At 37.0% G+C, this 16,245-nt stretch carries 9 protein-coding genes and 2 tRNA genes; 10 read left to right on the top strand and 1 reads right to left on the bottom strand.

Annotated features, from left to right (window positions below; genetic code table 11):
• Positions 1–77: 77 nt before the first annotated feature.
• The 6 genes from ftsH to lysS all read left to right on the top strand — a co-directional run bounded on the left by ftsH (position 78) and on the right by lysS (position 8,342).
• Positions 78–2,336 (top strand): ATP-dependent zinc metalloprotease FtsH, encoded by a 2,259-nt coding sequence (gene ftsH, locus DKL58_RS07195; RefSeq protein ID WP_109586605.1) that lies wholly within the window; start codon positions 78–80, stop codon positions 2,334–2,336.
• Positions 2,337–2,381: 45 nt separating this feature from the next.
• A complete protein-coding gene (gene hslO / locus DKL58_RS07190) occupies positions 2,382–3,257 on the top strand; it encodes an Hsp33 family molecular chaperone HslO (RefSeq protein ID WP_045928467.1) in 876 nt (291 codons plus the stop codon).
• Between the two features lie 70 nt (positions 3,258–3,327).
• Positions 3,328–4,908, top strand: a complete 1,581-nt coding sequence (locus DKL58_RS07185) for an ATP-binding cassette domain-containing protein (protein WP_109586604.1) — start codon at positions 3,328–3,330, stop codon at positions 4,906–4,908.
• A gap of 115 nt (positions 4,909–5,023) precedes the next feature.
• Complete coding sequence (locus DKL58_RS07180) at positions 5,024–5,650, top strand: histidine phosphatase family protein (protein ID WP_109586603.1); 627 nt, start codon at positions 5,024–5,026, stop codon at positions 5,648–5,650.
• Positions 5,651–5,763: 113 nt separating this feature from the next.
• Positions 5,764–6,783, top strand: coding sequence for a tRNA dihydrouridine synthase DusB (gene dusB, locus DKL58_RS07175; RefSeq protein ID WP_109586602.1), 1,020 nt, complete (start codon positions 5,764–5,766; stop codon positions 6,781–6,783).
• Positions 6,784–6,800: 17 nt separating this feature from the next.
• Complete coding sequence (lysS, locus tag DKL58_RS07170; protein WP_109586601.1) at positions 6,801–8,342, top strand: lysine--tRNA ligase; 1,542 nt, start codon at positions 6,801–6,803, stop codon at positions 8,340–8,342.
• 33 nt (positions 8,343–8,375) lie between these two features.
• Here lysS and DKL58_RS07165 read toward each other — a convergent pair whose 3' ends face one another.
• The gene (locus DKL58_RS07165; RefSeq protein ID WP_109586600.1) at positions 8,376–9,197 is read right to left on the bottom strand and encodes a DUF2785 domain-containing protein; all 822 of its coding nucleotides are present in this window, start codon (positions 9,195–9,197) and stop codon (positions 8,376–8,378) included.
• 193 nt (positions 9,198–9,390) lie between these two features.
• On the opposite strand from DKL58_RS07165, the gene DKL58_RS07160 reads away from it, so the two are divergent.
• The 4 genes from DKL58_RS07160 to rpoB all read left to right on the top strand — a co-directional run bounded on the left by DKL58_RS07160 (position 9,391) and on the right by rpoB (position 16,231).
• A tRNA-Gly gene (locus tag DKL58_RS07160) sits at positions 9,391–9,462 on the top strand.
• A 44-nt stretch (positions 9,463–9,506) separates the two neighbouring features.
• A tRNA-Pro gene (locus DKL58_RS07155) sits at positions 9,507–9,580 on the top strand.
• Positions 9,581–9,889: 309 nt separating this feature from the next.
• A complete protein-coding gene (locus DKL58_RS07150) occupies positions 9,890–12,382 on the top strand; it encodes an ATP-dependent Clp protease ATP-binding subunit (RefSeq protein ID WP_109586599.1) in 2,493 nt (830 codons plus the stop codon).
• 210 nt (positions 12,383–12,592) lie between these two features.
• On the top strand, positions 12,593–16,231 hold the full coding sequence (rpoB, locus tag DKL58_RS07145) for a DNA-directed RNA polymerase subunit beta (RefSeq protein ID WP_109586598.1): 3,639 nt from the start codon (positions 12,593–12,595) through the stop codon (positions 16,229–16,231).
• The last annotated feature ends 14 nt before the right edge of the window (positions 16,232–16,245 follow it).

Raw genomic sequence — 16,245 nt, 5'->3', positions numbered from 1 at the left:
TTAAATTATTAGAGCACAATCTAAATTTGTGATAAACTTTTATTCGTATATCTCTAGAAACTTTGTGGAGGTTTTTTATGAAAAATAACCGGAATCGGCTGTTTTCAAATGGTCTTTTCTATATAGTTGTTTTCCTCTTGCTATTAGGAGGAATCAACTGGGCACTTGGTGGATCAGATAATTCTGGTAGCAGTGAAAATATTAGCTACTCCGAATTTGTCAGTGATTTGCGCAAGGGAAAAGTTAAGAATTTTAACGTTCAGCCTGCAAATGGTGTTTATACTGTTTCAGGCAGTTATAAGGAAACACAGGAAAGTAAAAGCCAGTCAAAAAACAGTTTTGACTTTTTTAACGGCAATTCAGGATCAAAAGTATCTCGTTTTTCAACTACAATGTTGCAAAACGATTCGAGCGTTTCTAATGTGCAGGAATTAGCTCAGAAGAGCGGCACTAAGATGACGACTCAAGGGGAATCACAGTCTGGAAACTGGGTTTCTACAATTGTGATGCTTGTACCGACTATTCTCTTCATCGTTATGCTTTGGATGATGGTTAGCCAAAGTGGCGGTGGCCGAGGTGGCAACGGTGGCATTATGAACTTTGGTCGCTCTCACGTTAAACCTGAGGATCCAAAGAAAAATAAAGTTCGTTTTTCCGATGTTGCTGGTGAAGAAGAAGAGAAGCAGGAATTAGTAGAAGTGGTTGAATTCTTAAAGAATCCAGCTAAATTTACCAAACTTGGTGCTAAAATTCCGTCTGGTGTTTTACTTGAGGGTCCTCCGGGTACTGGTAAAACGTTGCTTGCTCGTGCCGTAGCGGGAGAAGCAAATGTACCTTTCTTCTCAATTTCAGGTTCTGACTTTGTTGAAATGTTTGTTGGTGTTGGTGCTAGTCGTGTACGTGACCTATTTACTAATGCCAAGAAAAATGCTCCAAGTATTATTTTCATTGACGAAATTGATGCCATTGGTCGTAGACGTGGTGGCAACGCTAGTGGCGGTGGCAATGATGAACGTGAGCAAACTTTAAACCAGTTGTTAGTTGAGATGGACGGTTTTGAAGGTAATGAAGGCGTAATTGTTATTGCGGCTACTAATCGTTCCGATGTCTTGGATCCAGCCCTGCTCCGGCCTGGCAGATTCGACAGAAAAATCTTGGTTGGAACTCCTGATGTTCGCGGTCGTGAAGCTATTTTACGTGTTCATGCCAAGAATATGCCGTTGGCTGATGATGTTGACTTAAAGGAAATTGCTCGCCAGACGCCAGGTTTTGTCGGTGCAGACTTGGCTAACTTACTTAACGAAGCCGCCCTTCTTGCGGCAAGACGCAATGGTACAAATATTACTGCTGCAGATTTGGATGAAGCAGAAGATCGTGTTATTGCCGGTCCTGCTAAGAGAAATAGCTTGATTTCTCAAAAAGAAAGACGTCGAGTTGCTTTCCATGAAGCTGGTCACTCTATTTGTGGGTTAGTTTTAAGTGATTCAAGAACGGTGCGTAAGGTAACTATCGTGCCTCATGGCAGAACAGGTGGTTATAACTTGATGCTGCCTAAGGATGATCAATTCCTGTTAACCAAGAAACAGTTAATGGAACAAATCGTTGGCTTAATGGGTGGACGTGCTGGTGAAGAAGTAGTAGTTGGTGACCAGTCAACTGGTGCTTCTAACGACTTCGAGCAAGCAACACAAATTGCTCACAGTATGGTAGTTAATTACGGAATGACAGACTCATTAGGTATGGTAGAACTGGAAAAAGAAGGCGAAACCAATCCGTACGGCTTTAAACCTTATAGTGAGGCAACTTCTGCTAAAATTGATGAAGCAGTTAAGAAGTTACTTGACGAAGCTCACGCTAAAGCAGTTGAAATTGTGAAAAATAATCGCGAAAAACATCGCATTATTGCTGAAGCTTTGCTTAAGTATGAAACTCTAGATGAAAAGCAGATTATGTCTCTCTACACAACGGGCAAGATGCCTGAAAAAACTGAGCAGGAATATCCTAGTGAATCAAAGGCTTCAACTTATGAGGAAGCTAAAGCAGCTGCTGAAAAGAAAGAGAATCATTCTCAGAAAAAGAACTCTGTAAATTCTGAAAAGACACAGGAAGAAAGAGATAATTCTTTAGAATCACCTGCCCAAAAGAACGAGGAAGCAGAGGAAAGCAATCCTGAAAATCCAGAAAAGTATGAATTTCCAAAAGAATCAGAACTAGATAAAGAAGAAAAAGAACATGAGTTAAATTCTTCAGAGTCTGAAAATGAAAATTATACAGGAAAGCAAGATTCTAGTGATACTGATCAGTCATCTAATGATCATGATCATCCTCAAGAATAAGTAATAGGGCCTACAAATTAGGCTCTATTTTTTTAGGAGAATAAAATGAATGATTATTTAGTTAAAGCAATTGATAAATCGAAAAACTTGCGTCTATTAACAATAACTGCCAAAGGATTGGTTCAAGAGGCACAAACTCGTCATGATACTTGGTCAGCTTCTTCAGCTGTTCTTGGACGTAGTTTAATAGCAGGTGTTTTACTGGCAGGAGCAGAGCTTACAGACAAGGAAGAGTTGACTATCAGACTTTTAGGCAATGGTCCAGTAGGTCCAACGATAGTCACAGCCAAATCAGATTTAACTGTTAAAGGTTACGTTAAAAATCCTCACATTGCATTACCACCAAAAAAGAATGGTCATATTGATGTTAAAAAAGCAGTTGGCGAAGGGTGGCTTGAAGTAACTAAAGACTTGGGCTTAAAAGAGCCCTATACGGGTCAAGTACCTATTGTTTCCGGTGAAATTGCTGAAGACATTGCCTATTATTTAACAAAATCAGAACAAATACCTTCAGCTGTTGGTTTATCTGTATTTGTCAACCCTAATAATACTATCGGTGAAGCAAGTGGATTCATGCTACAAGCATTGCCTGGTGCAACAGATAGCTTAATTACGAAAACTATTGATCGCATCAACAATTTACCTGCGCTTTCTACGGCATTTTTAGATGGTTTGACTCCTGAAAAATTGGCAGCTATGATTCTAGGCGATGACTGTAAGATTTTAGAAAAAGATGAAGTTGCCTTCAAGTGTGATTGTTCTAAGGAAAAATATGGTAAGATTTTAGCAACAATGAAGAAAAGTCAAATCGAAGCCATGATAAATGAAGATCACGGAGCTGAGCTGACTTGTAGCTTTTGTGGCAATAAATACCACTACACAGAAAATGAATTAAAAACTATTCTGACTAAAATTAAATAATAAGTTATTGTCGTATTAGTGATAAATTTGTTTTGATTTATTTTAGTTAGAATTTTGAGAGGAAAGAAAAATGGTTGGGAAATATCTACGACAGGTAATTAATAGAATTGGAATACCAAAAATAGCACTTTTTTGCGTGTTTCTTTTTCTTGCCTATGCCGTGTATTTTGCACAACCGTATTTGATTACTGAATTATTTCAGGCCCATTTAAGCACAAATTGTCAAATATTATTAGTACTCGCCATGGCTGTCTCTTTGATGATGATGCCGTTAATAAATAGTTGTAATAATTCATTTATTCAAGCTGTAAGAAAGTTTTCTAAACAAATTTTATGGGAGTCAGTTGTTAATAAGCCTTTTAGCTACTTTTCTGATAAACCGGTAGGAAAGGTTCAAAGCTACATTAAAGATGTTTCATTTGCATGTCGTGAGTTGGAGCAATCCGGACTAGGAGTTGTAGTGCAAATGTCTGTTATGCTTATTATGTACACAATAATGTTAAGTATACAAAATATCTTTGTGGGTTTTTTATATTTATTTTTCTTTGATAGTTATATGTTGATTTCGGTGTGGATGGCGCGAAAAAATAGGGATAATGTTGCAGCATCATTAAAAAGTGCTTCAAAAGTCAATGAATATATCATTGATTATTACAGTAACATAGAAACGATTTTAGCAACTAATTCTAAAGACTTTGAAGAACAGAATATGGATAAAATCTTGAATGATGAACAAAACACTTTTATCAAAGTTCAAAAAATTACTAACGAGGCTTCTCTGTTCCAGCAATTTTTAATTGTGATTTTGGCATGCATTATTACGGTTTTAGGGCAATTTTTAATTGGCACTAAAGAAAATCAGGCACTCTCTTTGATCCTGATTCTGTTATATTCTATTGTTAATTTGTCTGGTTTTGGCACCCAGTATTTAGCGATTGAAGAATTTCTCAACAGAATTCGTTCTGGTCTGTCGGAACTGGAATACGGGAAAAATGCGGCTAAAAATTTGTCAGCTTTTAAGTTTGATCAAAATGCAAAAACAATTGCTTTTAAGCAAATCAGCTATTCCTATAAAAATAAGCAAGACGTTTTCCAAAATTTGGATTTAGAATTTAAAAAAGGTAAAATGACTGCATTAGCAGGACCAAATGGAACTGGTAAAAGTACGCTGCTTAAACTTTTAACTGGTTTCTATCAACCACAATCCGGACAAATTATTTTGCCTTTTGCCAAGCAGCCGAAATTATTATATTTACCTCAGAGTGCTCAATTATTTAATCGCTCAATTATGGCTAACATTTGTTATCCAAATAATAAAGTTGCAATTGAAGAAGTCTTCAAATTGATTGAAGAAATCAATTTAAAAACATTGATTCATACTGAAAAGGACTTAACAGCTAAGACACCTGGAGATTTTAAAAATAAAATTTCTGGTGGCGAAAAGCAAAAAATTTTATTTTTAAGGGCAATTGTATCAAAACCACAAATAATACTGCTAGATGAATTTACCAGTAATTTAGATGAAAATACAATCACTATTGTTTACCAAATGATAAAAAAATATTTACCGAATGCTACAATAATTAGTGTTGTACACCGTTTTGCAGAATTGAAATATTATGATGAAGTTGTTAATCTTAAAAAAGACTAACTTAAGTTTCAACCAAATAACATTATAGTTCTTAGGTTTTTTAAGATTAAAGATGCGGTCAGTACCAATTTTGCTATAATGAAAGAGATGGATGAAAAGAAAAGGAGAAAATTAAATGCTGAATGTGTATATTGTTCGTCACGGCCAAACAGATACTAATAAAACTTTTGGTATTAACGGGTCAGGAACAAATCTACCACTGAATGAAAAAGGTAAAAAGCAGGCAGAAAATTTAAGAGATAGTTTTGATATTAACAAAATTGATTGTGTGTATAGTAGTCCTTTAAAAAGGGCTCGTGAAACTGCAGAAATTTTAAACCAAGGCAAGCATGAAATTATTGTTGATGACCGTTTAAGCGAAATGAACTACGGCAACTGGGATGGTCAAGATGTACAAGATATAATTGAAAAATATCCTCAAGTATTTGATGAATTAGGCTATTTTAAAGAAAATTATAGTGATTATTGTTCAGGAGAAACATACCAGCATTTAGCAGACAGATTAATGGATTTCTGGCATGACTTAATCAGTAACCACAAAGACGAGTCAGTTTTATTGGTCTTTCACGGTACAGCTTCTCGTTCACTGGTTCAGAACGTTTTAGGCATTCCCAAAATAACTTTAGTTAGTGAAATACAAAATGCTGGTGTAATTAACATTTCAGTTGATGAAGCTAGCAAAAAACCGTTTTTGCGTTATTATAATAGAGTTGCACCTGGAAAATTTTTTATCGAAAAGTAATTAAAGATTTATATAGATATCAAGGGTTAACTTTTTATTACGAAAAGTACCATGAATTTTGCTTATAGAATCCTTTTTGTTAAGATATTATGGTGTTTTGAAAGGGTGATTTAGTGGATAATAGTTGGAAAATTCGTGATATAACTATTCCCAATCGTGTTGTGGTTGCTCCAATGGCTGGAGTCTCAAATTCTGCTTTTAGAATGATTTGTAAGGAATTTGGGGCTGGGTTAGTTGTCTGTGAAATGATCTCGGATCATGGCATCATTTATCGTAATAAGAAAACTATATCAATGATGAAAGTTGATCCGCGAGAACATCCTATGAGTATTCAAATATTCGGTGGGACTGAGGATACATTACTTGAGGCGGCACAATATATTGACCAGCATACTGCTGCAGATATTATTGATATTAACATGGGATGTCCGGTTCCCAAGGTTACTAAAACAGATGCAGGTTCTAAATGGCTCCTTGATTCTAATAAAATTTACCAAATGGTGCATAAAGTTGTACAAAATGTGCAAAAGCCAGTTTCTGTGAAAATGCGCATTGGCTGGGATCGCAAGCATATTTTTGCAGTTGAAAATGCTTTAGCTGCTCAAGAAGCAGGTGCCAGCATGATCGCAATGCACGGCAGAACCCGTAAGCAAATGTACATGGGAGAAGCTGATTGGGAAACGTTGCATGATGTAGCTCAAGTGCTAGATATTCCTTTTGTTGCTAATGGCGATGTTGCAACACCAGAACTGGCAAAGAAGGCACTTGATGAAATCGGATCAACTGCAGTTATGGTTGGCCGTGCGGCATTAGGAAATCCTTGGATTATTAAAAACATGGTGCATTATTTGGAAACTGGAGAGAAACTTGCACCACAAACAGTGCGTGAACGTGTAGCAACTGCCAAGCACCAGCTTAACGGATTGGTTGAATTAAAAGGGGAAAAAATTGCTGTTCCCGAGTTTAGGCAACAAGCTGCTTACTATTTAAAGGGAGTTCCCCGTTCGGCTCGTACTCGTGCTAAAATAAATGAGGTTTGGACAGCACAAGAAGTTTATGATTTGCTTGATAATTTTGTTGAAGACTATGAAAAAAGACAAAAGCAAAAGGCTGCCAGAAGTGAAGTTAAATAATGATGGAGGAAATATAATTGGCTAAAAATGAAATGAATGACCAATTAATTGTTCGACGCCAAAAATTAGATGAATTAAGAGAGAACGGCATCGAACCTTTTGGAATGAGAAAGTTTGATCGACAAGACTTAGCGCGGTCTTTGAATGAAAAATACGCTCAAGATGACAAAGATGAACTGAATGAAGAATTGCCTAAGACTAAAATAGCAGGCAGAATGCTGGCTAAAAGAGGTAAGGGTAAAGTCGGTTTTGCGGATCTTTATGATCGGACTGGTAAAATACAGATTTATGTTCGTAAGGACATTGTCGGTGAAGACAATTATAAGATTTTTAAAAAGTCCGATATTGGCGACTTCTTAGGTATTGATGGTGAAGTTATGAAAACTGATACCGGTGAGTTAACGATTCGCGCAACTCATGTGACCTTTTTATCCAAGGCTTTGCGTCCTTTGCCTGAAAAATATCATGGCTTAAAAGATGTTGAACAAATTTATCGCCAACGTTACCTTGACTTGATTACTAATAGAGAAAGCTATGAACGTTTTGTAAATAGAACTAAAATTATTCAAGCTATTCGTGACTATCTGAACAGCAAGGACTTCTTGGAAGTTGAAACTCCCGTTTTACATAACATTCCAGGTGGTGCCGAAGCACGGCCATTTATTACTCATCATAATGCTTTAGATATTGACTTGTACATGAGAATTGCTTTGGAATTACCTTTAAAGCGTTTGATTGTCGGTGATATGGAAAGAGTTTACGAAATTGGTCGGGTATTCAGAAATGAAGGACTTGATACTCACCATAATCCTGAATTTACTGAACTCGAAACTTACTGTGCTTATTGGGATTTCCATGATGTTATGGATGAAGCCGAAGGCATTATTCGTGCGGCTGCCAAAGTCGTATCAGAAGATGGTAAAGTTACTTATCAGGGTACAAACATTGATTTAGGCAAACCTTTCCGTCGCGTTCATATGGTAGATATGATTAAAGAGAAGACTGGCGTTGATTTTTGGCAAAAGATGAGCGTTGAAGAAGCTACCAAAATTGCTGAAGACCACGACATCAAGGTTGAAAGTTTTTGGAAAGTGGGTCATATCATTAACGCCTTCTTTGAGAAGTATTGCGAAGAAACAATTGTTGACCCTACTTTTGTTTACGGTCACCCAGTTGAAATTTCACCACTAGCTAAGAAAAATGCCGATGATCCTCGGTTTACCGATCGTTTTGAAATTTACATCATGGGCGAAGAATACGGCAATGCCTTTTCTGAATTAAACGATCCAGATGACCAGCGCGAGCGTTTTGAAGCGCAAATGGCAGAGCGTGAAGCTGGAAACGATGAAGCTGATATGATTGATGAAGATTATTTGCGTGCTATGGAGTACGGCATGCCACCAACAGGTGGATTGGGTATCGGAATTGACCGTCTTGTAATGCTTCTGACTGATGCGCCTGCTATTAGGGATGTTTTACTATTCCCAACAATGCGTCCTGAAAAGGTCGAAGATATTGATCGGGAAGTTAAAGAAGATTTGAAGAAAAAGAGTAATTAAAAATAAGACCATTAATTTGGTCTTATTTTTTGTTTAAATTGAAAATCCAATGTATTTGTTATAGTCAACGATTTTTTCAAGTAACTTATCTTGAATAGGCTTATTACCAGAAAAATAAAAATACCAGTTTTGCAGTAACTTAAACCAAGAACTTAGTCGAAACCAACTAATACGCTCGTCTTGATCAAGTTGATCATAGATTCGCTTGTTAAAGCAACTCACAAAAGCATTAAAATCACTAGATGGTATTTTGCCAAAATAAACTCCTTGAAAAAAGGCAAAAGCTAATCGTTGCTCCTCATCATCAATAAAAGGTCCTTGCATATTTTGAAAGACTGTTTCAATTATGGCAAAAATATCAGCACTATTATTTGCCATAAAATCTGGATGACTTAAAGTGGAGCCTAGAAAGTCGCTGCCATGAGCAACGCTATGAGCCCAACCTTTGTTTTTAACATAACCGCGAAAGTCTTTTTCTTTTTTTAAATAGCAAATACTCCAAATAAAAATAGTATTTCGTTCAGTTGTATCTAAAATAGAATGCTTTTTATCGTCCTCTAAAATTAGGGAACCCAGTAATGCACTGAATGTTCTGAGAAAAACTAAATCATTTTCTGGTTGTTCGATACCCTTAAACAGACTTTTTGAATTGACAAAGCTGGTAACAATCTTTGCTTTCTGTTCTGATGTAAGGGAATTTTCAAAAAAAACACGAGCAAAGAGTGTATAAATAACGTCATCTCGAAGATGTGGATTAAGATTTCCGATATTTTGCAACATATAGTCGATTTGACTATCTTTAAAAGTGATTTTTCCAGAATCTAAATTAACCAGTTTTTCCAGTTCTTTTTGCAATTTTGTAGCCTCTTTTCTACTCTAATGACTCTAAAATTTAATATTTATGTATAACAGAATATTATCACTTACCAGAAATTATGTTTTAGAAATCCTCACAAGGCAATCTTTCCCGTTAGAATGCATATTTCAGCGATTTTTTAATAAAAAAGGTTGCAAATTTAGTTTGGTTTGCTATAATAATATTTGTCTTGCGGAAGTAGTTCAGTGGTAGAACATCACCTTGCCATGGTGGGGGTCGCGGGTTCGAATCCCGTCTTCCGCTCTCAAGAAAAAGACTCACCGCTTTTGGTGAGTTTTTTTAATAAACGGGAAATAGCTCAGCTTGGTAGAGCGCTACGTTCGGGACGTAGAGGTCGCAGGTTCGAATCCTGTTTTCCCGATTATCCTTATCTCATACTTGTAATTTTAAATTTGCAAGTATGAGATTTTTTTCATATTTTATAAGGCAAGACCAAATAATTCTTAGCAATTTTAATTAACAATCATTTTTAAAACCAAATAATCTAATTACGTTGACTGTCTTTAGTAACAATATAACTATATAAGAATGTTAATTCGCATGATGTGTCTGTCTTTGATATAATGATTTCAAAGTTTTTTGACAGAAAAGTATGTTTCAAACAGAATATTTTACAAATTGTCAAAAAGGTTTATAGTGTATACACGTCATTTTTAAAGGTGGTGCAATGATGAAAAAATCTTATACAACCAGTGCAAATCAAGTATTAGAAATTGCACGTGAACAAGCACAGAATTTTCATCATCGTTTAATTGGTACTGAACACGTACTACTTGCGATGGTAATTGAATCTGATGGTGAAGCCGGCAAGAATTTGCGGGCCTGGGGTGCAACACCGAAAGCGATTCGTGAAGAAATTGAACGTTATACAGGCTATGGTTCAGCTGGCAAAACTAGTTACATGCAAATGTCACCCAGATTAAGCATGGTTTTGGCATATGCTGGCACTTTAGCAGAACGTGAGGGTTCCTCTAAGATTAGAACCTGCCACATTCTATTAGGCATGGTGCTCAATGAACAAATATTGGCATCTGTAATCTTACGTAATTTAAATATTGATCTTGATGGTTTGCGTAATGACATTTTACACAGTTTAGGTGAAGACGAACAAGACATGGATAACAGTGATCAATCTGATGATAGTAGCTGGTCCAGTTTTAATGGCACTGAAGAAAGCACTAATAAAAATTCAAGTACGCCAACTCTTGATCAGGTTTCAGTTAATTTAAACGAACGAGCTGAAAATGGTGAAATAGATCCTGTTATTGGTCGAGATCGAGAAGTAGCTCGAGTTATTGAAATTTTATCCCGGCGAAATAAAAATAATCCAGTTTTAATTGGGGAACCAGGAGTTGGCAAAACCGCTGTTGCTGAAGCAATAGCAACTGCAATTGTTGCTAAAAAAGTTCCACACGATTTATTAAAAAAGCAAGTGGTATCACTTGATTTAGGTGGTCTTGTTGCCGGCACTAAATACCGTGGTGAATTTGAAGACCGAATGAAAAAAATCATTAAAGAAATCACTGCAAATGGCAACATCATTCTTTTTGTAGATGAAATGCATACTTTGATTGGAGCAGGTGGAGCTGAAGGATCAATTGATGCGGCTAATATTCTAAAGCCATCTTTAGCTAGAGGCGATATTCAAATGATCGGTGCCACAACTTTTGATGAATATCAAAAATATGTTGAAAAGGATCAAGCATTAGCACGTCGTTTTCAAATTGTACGATTGAATGAACCTTCTCGCACTGAAACGCTGGCAATTTTAAACGGACTGAAATCAAAATATGAAAAATTTCATCACGTAAAAATATCACAGTCTGCATTAGAAAATGCTGTTGATCTTTCAAGTCGCTATATTTCTAATCGTTACTTACCGGATAAAGCAATCGATTTGATTGATGAGGCAAGTGCTGCTGTTAAAATTAAATCCGGTAAAGGCTCTAATAACCAGTTGCTGCAAATTAATGACCAAATTGAAAAAGTTATTAGTGAAAAAAATCATGCTGCTGTTAATCAGAACTTTGTCAAGGCTGCGCAACTCCAAGAAAGACAAAACAGTTTACAAAGAAGACAGGACGAATTAACAGCCAAATTTGATTTGGCAACTAACAAGGATGCTACAGTGCAAGCAGAAGATGTTGCAAAGGTAGTTTCAAATTGGACTGGTGTTCCTGTTACCCAAATGAATCGTGATGAAACCAAGCATTTGGCTAACCTTGAAAAAGACCTGCATAAACGGATTATTGGTCAGGAAAAAGCTGTTTCTGCTGTCAGCCGGGCAGTTCGCCGTAGTCGCAGCGGCATTAAAGATGAAAATCGACCAATTGGTTCCTTCTTGTTTTTAGGACCGACAGGTGTTGGTAAAACTGAATTAGCAAAAGCAATTGCCGCAGCTATATTTGGTTCTGAAAACAATTTAATTAGAATTGATATGTCAGAATATATGGATCAAATTGCTAACAGCAAACTAATTGGTTCTGCTCCGGGATATGTAGGTTATGATGAAGGCGGTCAGTTGACTGAGCAAGTTCGTCGTCATCCATATTCTGTAATACTATTTGATGAAGTAGAAAAGGCGCATCCAGATGTATTTAATTTGCTGTTACAAGTTTTGGAAGATGGTTTTTTAACTGATTCCAAAGGACGTAAAACAGACTTTAAAAATACTATTATTATTATGACTTCTAATTTAGGATCCCGTTCACTATTTGAAACTAAGGCTGTAGGATTTAATGCTGATAATACTAGTCAAGTAAAATTACGTCAGGATCGCGTACGCGAAGCACTAAAGCAATTCTTCAGACCTGAGTTTTTGAATAGAATTGACGAAACAGTCATTTTTGATGAACTCAATCAAAAACAATTACGTCAAATTGTTACTCTATTAACTCGTAAACTAATAGATCGTTTGCATAAACAAGGAGTTCAATTAAGAATTTCTCGTGCAGCACTCGATAAAATTGCAAAAGATGGTTATAATCCTGAAATGGGTGCAAGACCGCTGCGACGTGCAATTCAAAAGGATATTGAGGATGAAATTGCCACAATGTTAATCAAGGGTGATCTTATTAGTGGCGATATTCTTAAAATTGGTTGTAGTCATAATCATTTAAAATTTGATATTGATAAAGAAAATAACTTAGTAGGAGCGAAGTAAATTAATTGACACACTTGTAATAGTTTGTTATAGTAATGCGTGATTAAAAGGCTGATTTTCAGGATTTTGCTGATCTATTGTCCAGCAAAATAATAAAGGACAAAAACGACTTTTGTTGTTTTTGTCTTTTTTATGCATAAAATTCCGGCTTTTTGAATTTGTAATCAAAATGTAATATTAGCTTTCTCTGACAGAAAGGATGTTTTCTCCTTGTTAAACGGACACGTAGTGAATTTTGGCAAACATCGGACAAGACGTAGCTTTTCCCGCATTAAAGAAGTGTTGGACCTGCCTAATTTGACAGATGTTCAAACCGAATCATACCAATGGTTTTTGGATGAGGGTATTAAAGACGTTTTTGACGATATTATGCCAATTAGTGACTTTTCAGGTAAGCTTTCCCTGGAATATTTGGGTTTTAAACTGCAAAAGCCAAAATATACTGTTGACGAAGCACGTGACCATGATGCAACTTATGCTGCTCCAATGCACGTGACTTTAAAATTAACCAATCAAAAAACAGGTGAAATCAAAACTCAGGATGTTTTCTTCGGTGATTTACCTTTAATGACTGAATCCGGTTCATTTATTATTAATGGTGCTGAAAGAGTTATCGTTTCCCAGCTGGTTAGATCTCCAAGTGTCTATTATTCTGGCGATTATGATAAAAATGGCCGTCAAATATTTGGTACTACCGTAATTCCTAATCGTGGCGCTTGGCTTGAATATGAGACTGATGCTAAAAATGTATCTTATGTTCGTGTTGACCGTACTCGTAAACTGCCTCTGACAGTTTTAGTCAGAGCTCTTGGAATTGGTTCAGATGATGAAATTTTAGATGTTTTTGGTCAAAGTGATACATTACAATTTACTTTGGATAAGGATGTCCATAAAAACCCCGCTGATTCTAGAGTAGCAGAAGCATTAAAAGATATTTATGAACGTCTTCGCCCTGGTGAACCAAAAACAACTGATTCCTCAAGATCACTGCTTTATGCACGTTTCTTTGACCCACGTCGTTACGATTTAGCGCCTGTTGGTCGTTACAAAGTTAACAAAAAATTATCTTTAAAGAGTCGCTTATATGGTCAAACTTTGGCAGAAACGCTAGCAGATCCAGATACAGGTGAAATTATTGCTAAAAAGGGTACTGTTGTGACCCATGAAGTAATGGAGACACTTGAAAAGTATCTTGATCGTGATGACTTTAAGATGGTTACTTACCAGCCATCTCAAGAAGGCGTGTTACCTGATCCAATTAACGTACAGGAAATTAAAGTTTACTCCAAAGTAAATCCAGAACGCGTTGTCAAATTGATTTCTAATGGTCATATTGATAAGAAAGTTAAATATCTGACACCGGCTGACGTTCTGGCATCAATTAATTATTTCTTCCTATTACAAGATGAAATTGGTACAACCGATGATATTGATCACCTTGGTAACCGTCGTATTCGTCGTGTAGGCGAATTATTGCAGAATCAATTTAGAATTGGTTTGGCTCGTATGGAACGTGTTGTAAGAGAAAGAATGTCAATTCAGGATCCTTCAACCGTCACACCACAACAATTGATTAATATTAGGCCGATTGTTGCCAGCATCAAAGAGTTCTTTGGTTCATCACAATTGTCACAATTTATGGATCAGCATAACCCGTTAGGAGAATTAACGCATAAGCGTCGTATGTCAGCTTTAGGGCCTGGTGGTTTAACTCGTGATCGTGCAGGATACGAAGTGCGTGATGTTCACTATACCCAATATGGTCGTTTATGTCCTATTGAAACTCCTGAAGGTCCAAACATTGGTTTGATTAACTCACTGGCTACATATGCGGTGATTAACAAATACGGTTTTATTGAGACACCATACCGTCGTGTTTCTTGGAAGACACACAAAGTTACTAACAAGATTGATTATCTTACAGCTGATGTTGAAGATAACTATATTATTGCTGGTGCTAATACTCCACTTAATCCAGACGGTTCATTTAAAGATGATCTTGTTTTAGCACGTCATAAAGAAGATAACGTCGAAGTCAGTCCAGATAAAATTGACTACATGGACGTTATTCCTAAGCAGGTTGTTTCGGTTGCTTCTGCATGTATTCCGTTTTTGGAAAACGATGACTCTAACCGTGCTTTGATGGGAGCTAACCAGCAAAGACAAGCTGCACCTTTGATTAATCCTCACAGTTCACTTGTGGGTACTGGTATGGAATATCGTGCGGCTCATGATTCTGGAGCTGCTGTTTTGGCAAAAGCTGCTGGTACCGTTGAATACGTTGATGCCAACACAATCAGAGTTAGACGTGATGACAGCACATTAGATAAATATACACTTGAAAAATATCGTCGTTCAAATAACTCGAAATCATACAACCAGACTCCAAACGTTAACTTGGGTGATAAAGTTGTAGAAGGTGAAGTTATTGCCAATGGTCCGACAATGGATCATGGTGAGCTGGCTCTTGGTCAAAACCCCGTTATCGCATTTATGACATGGAACATGTATAACTATGAAGATGCCATCATGCTTTCTGAACGGCTTGTTAAGGATGACGTTTATACTTCAATTAGTATTGAAGATTATGAATCAGAAGCTCGAGACACTAAGCTTGGCCCTGAAGAAATCACTCGTGAATTGCCAAATGTTGGTGAAGATGCACTTAAAGATCTTGATGGTCAAGGTATTGTCCGTGTAGGTGCCGAAGTACATGACGGAGATATTTTGGTTGGTAAAGTTACACCTAAAGGTGTTACTGAATTATCAGCAGAAGAGAGACTTCTTCATGCTATCTTTGGTGAAAAAGCACGCGAAGTTCGTGATACATCACTGCGTGTTCCTCACGGTGGTGGCGGTATTGTCCGCGATGTCAAAGTTTATACTAGAGAAAATGGTGATGAACTATCTCCTGGTGTTAATACATTAGTCCGTGTATATATTGCGCAAAAGAGAAAGATTCAAGTCGGGGATAAGATGTCTGGTCGTCACGGTAACAAAGGTACTGTTGCTGCAGTTGTTCCCGAAGAGGATATGCCATACTTGCCAGATGGTACTCCAGTAGACATTTGTTTGAACCCAATGGGTGTTCCTTCACGTATGAATATTGGTCAGCTTTTGGAATTGCACCTTGGTCGTGCTGCAGCTAATTTAGGTATTCATGTGGCAACACCAGTATTTGATGGTGCCAGCGAAGACGATGTTTGGGACACTGTTCATAAGGCTGGTATCGATAAAGATGGTAAAACTGTTCTTTATGATGGCCGCACAGGTGAGCCATTCCATAACCGTGTTTCTGTCGGTATCATGCATTATCTGAAATTAACTCACATGGTTGATGATAAGATTCATGCACGGTCAATTGGGCCTTACTCATTGGTTACTCAACAACCTCTTGGAGGTAAAGCACAATTTGGTGGTCAGCGTTTCGGTGAAATGGAAGTTTGGGCACTCGAAGCATACGGTGCAGCTTATACTTTGCAGGAAATATTGACATACAAATCAGACGATGTTGTTGGTCGTGTTAAAGCATATGAGGCAATTGTTAAAGGAGAAAGAATTCCTAAACCTGGTGTCCCAGAATCATTCCGCGTTCTTGTTAAAGAACTGCAATCACTAGGACTGGATATACGTGTTCTTGATATGAATCATAAAGAAATTGAATTGCGTGATATGGATGATGATTCAAATGAGCATTTGAACATAGACACATTGTCCAAGATGGCGGAAGAGCAACAACGGAAGAAGTTAGCCGAAGAAACCGCTGATTCCGAAGATGATGAAACGGAGACAGAGCAATCTAATGTACCTGTAGATCAATCAGACGATGATAATAAGATTTCTCAATAAGTAGGAGGTTAAAC

The organism is Lactobacillus kullabergensis (assembly GCF_003151025.1).
GTDB lineage: Bacteria > Bacillota > Bacilli > Lactobacillales > Lactobacillaceae > Lactobacillus > Lactobacillus kullabergensis.
This window is presented reverse-complemented; position numbering and strand designations above follow the sequence as displayed.

Coding starts and splice junctions, on each gene's coding strand:
- ftsH (WP_109586605.1), top strand. CDS start 78: ATGAAAAATAACCGGAATCGGCTGTTTTCAAATGGTCTTTTCTATATA.
- hslO (WP_045928467.1), top strand. CDS start 2,382: ATGAATGATTATTTAGTTAAAGCAATTGATAAATCGAAAAACTTGCGT.
- DKL58_RS07185 (WP_109586604.1), top strand. CDS start 3,328: ATGGTTGGGAAATATCTACGACAGGTAATTAATAGAATTGGAATACCA.
- DKL58_RS07180 (WP_109586603.1), top strand. CDS start 5,024: ATGCTGAATGTGTATATTGTTCGTCACGGCCAAACAGATACTAATAAA.
- DKL58_RS07150 (WP_109586599.1), top strand. CDS start 9,890: ATGAAAAAATCTTATACAACCAGTGCAAATCAAGTATTAGAAATTGCA.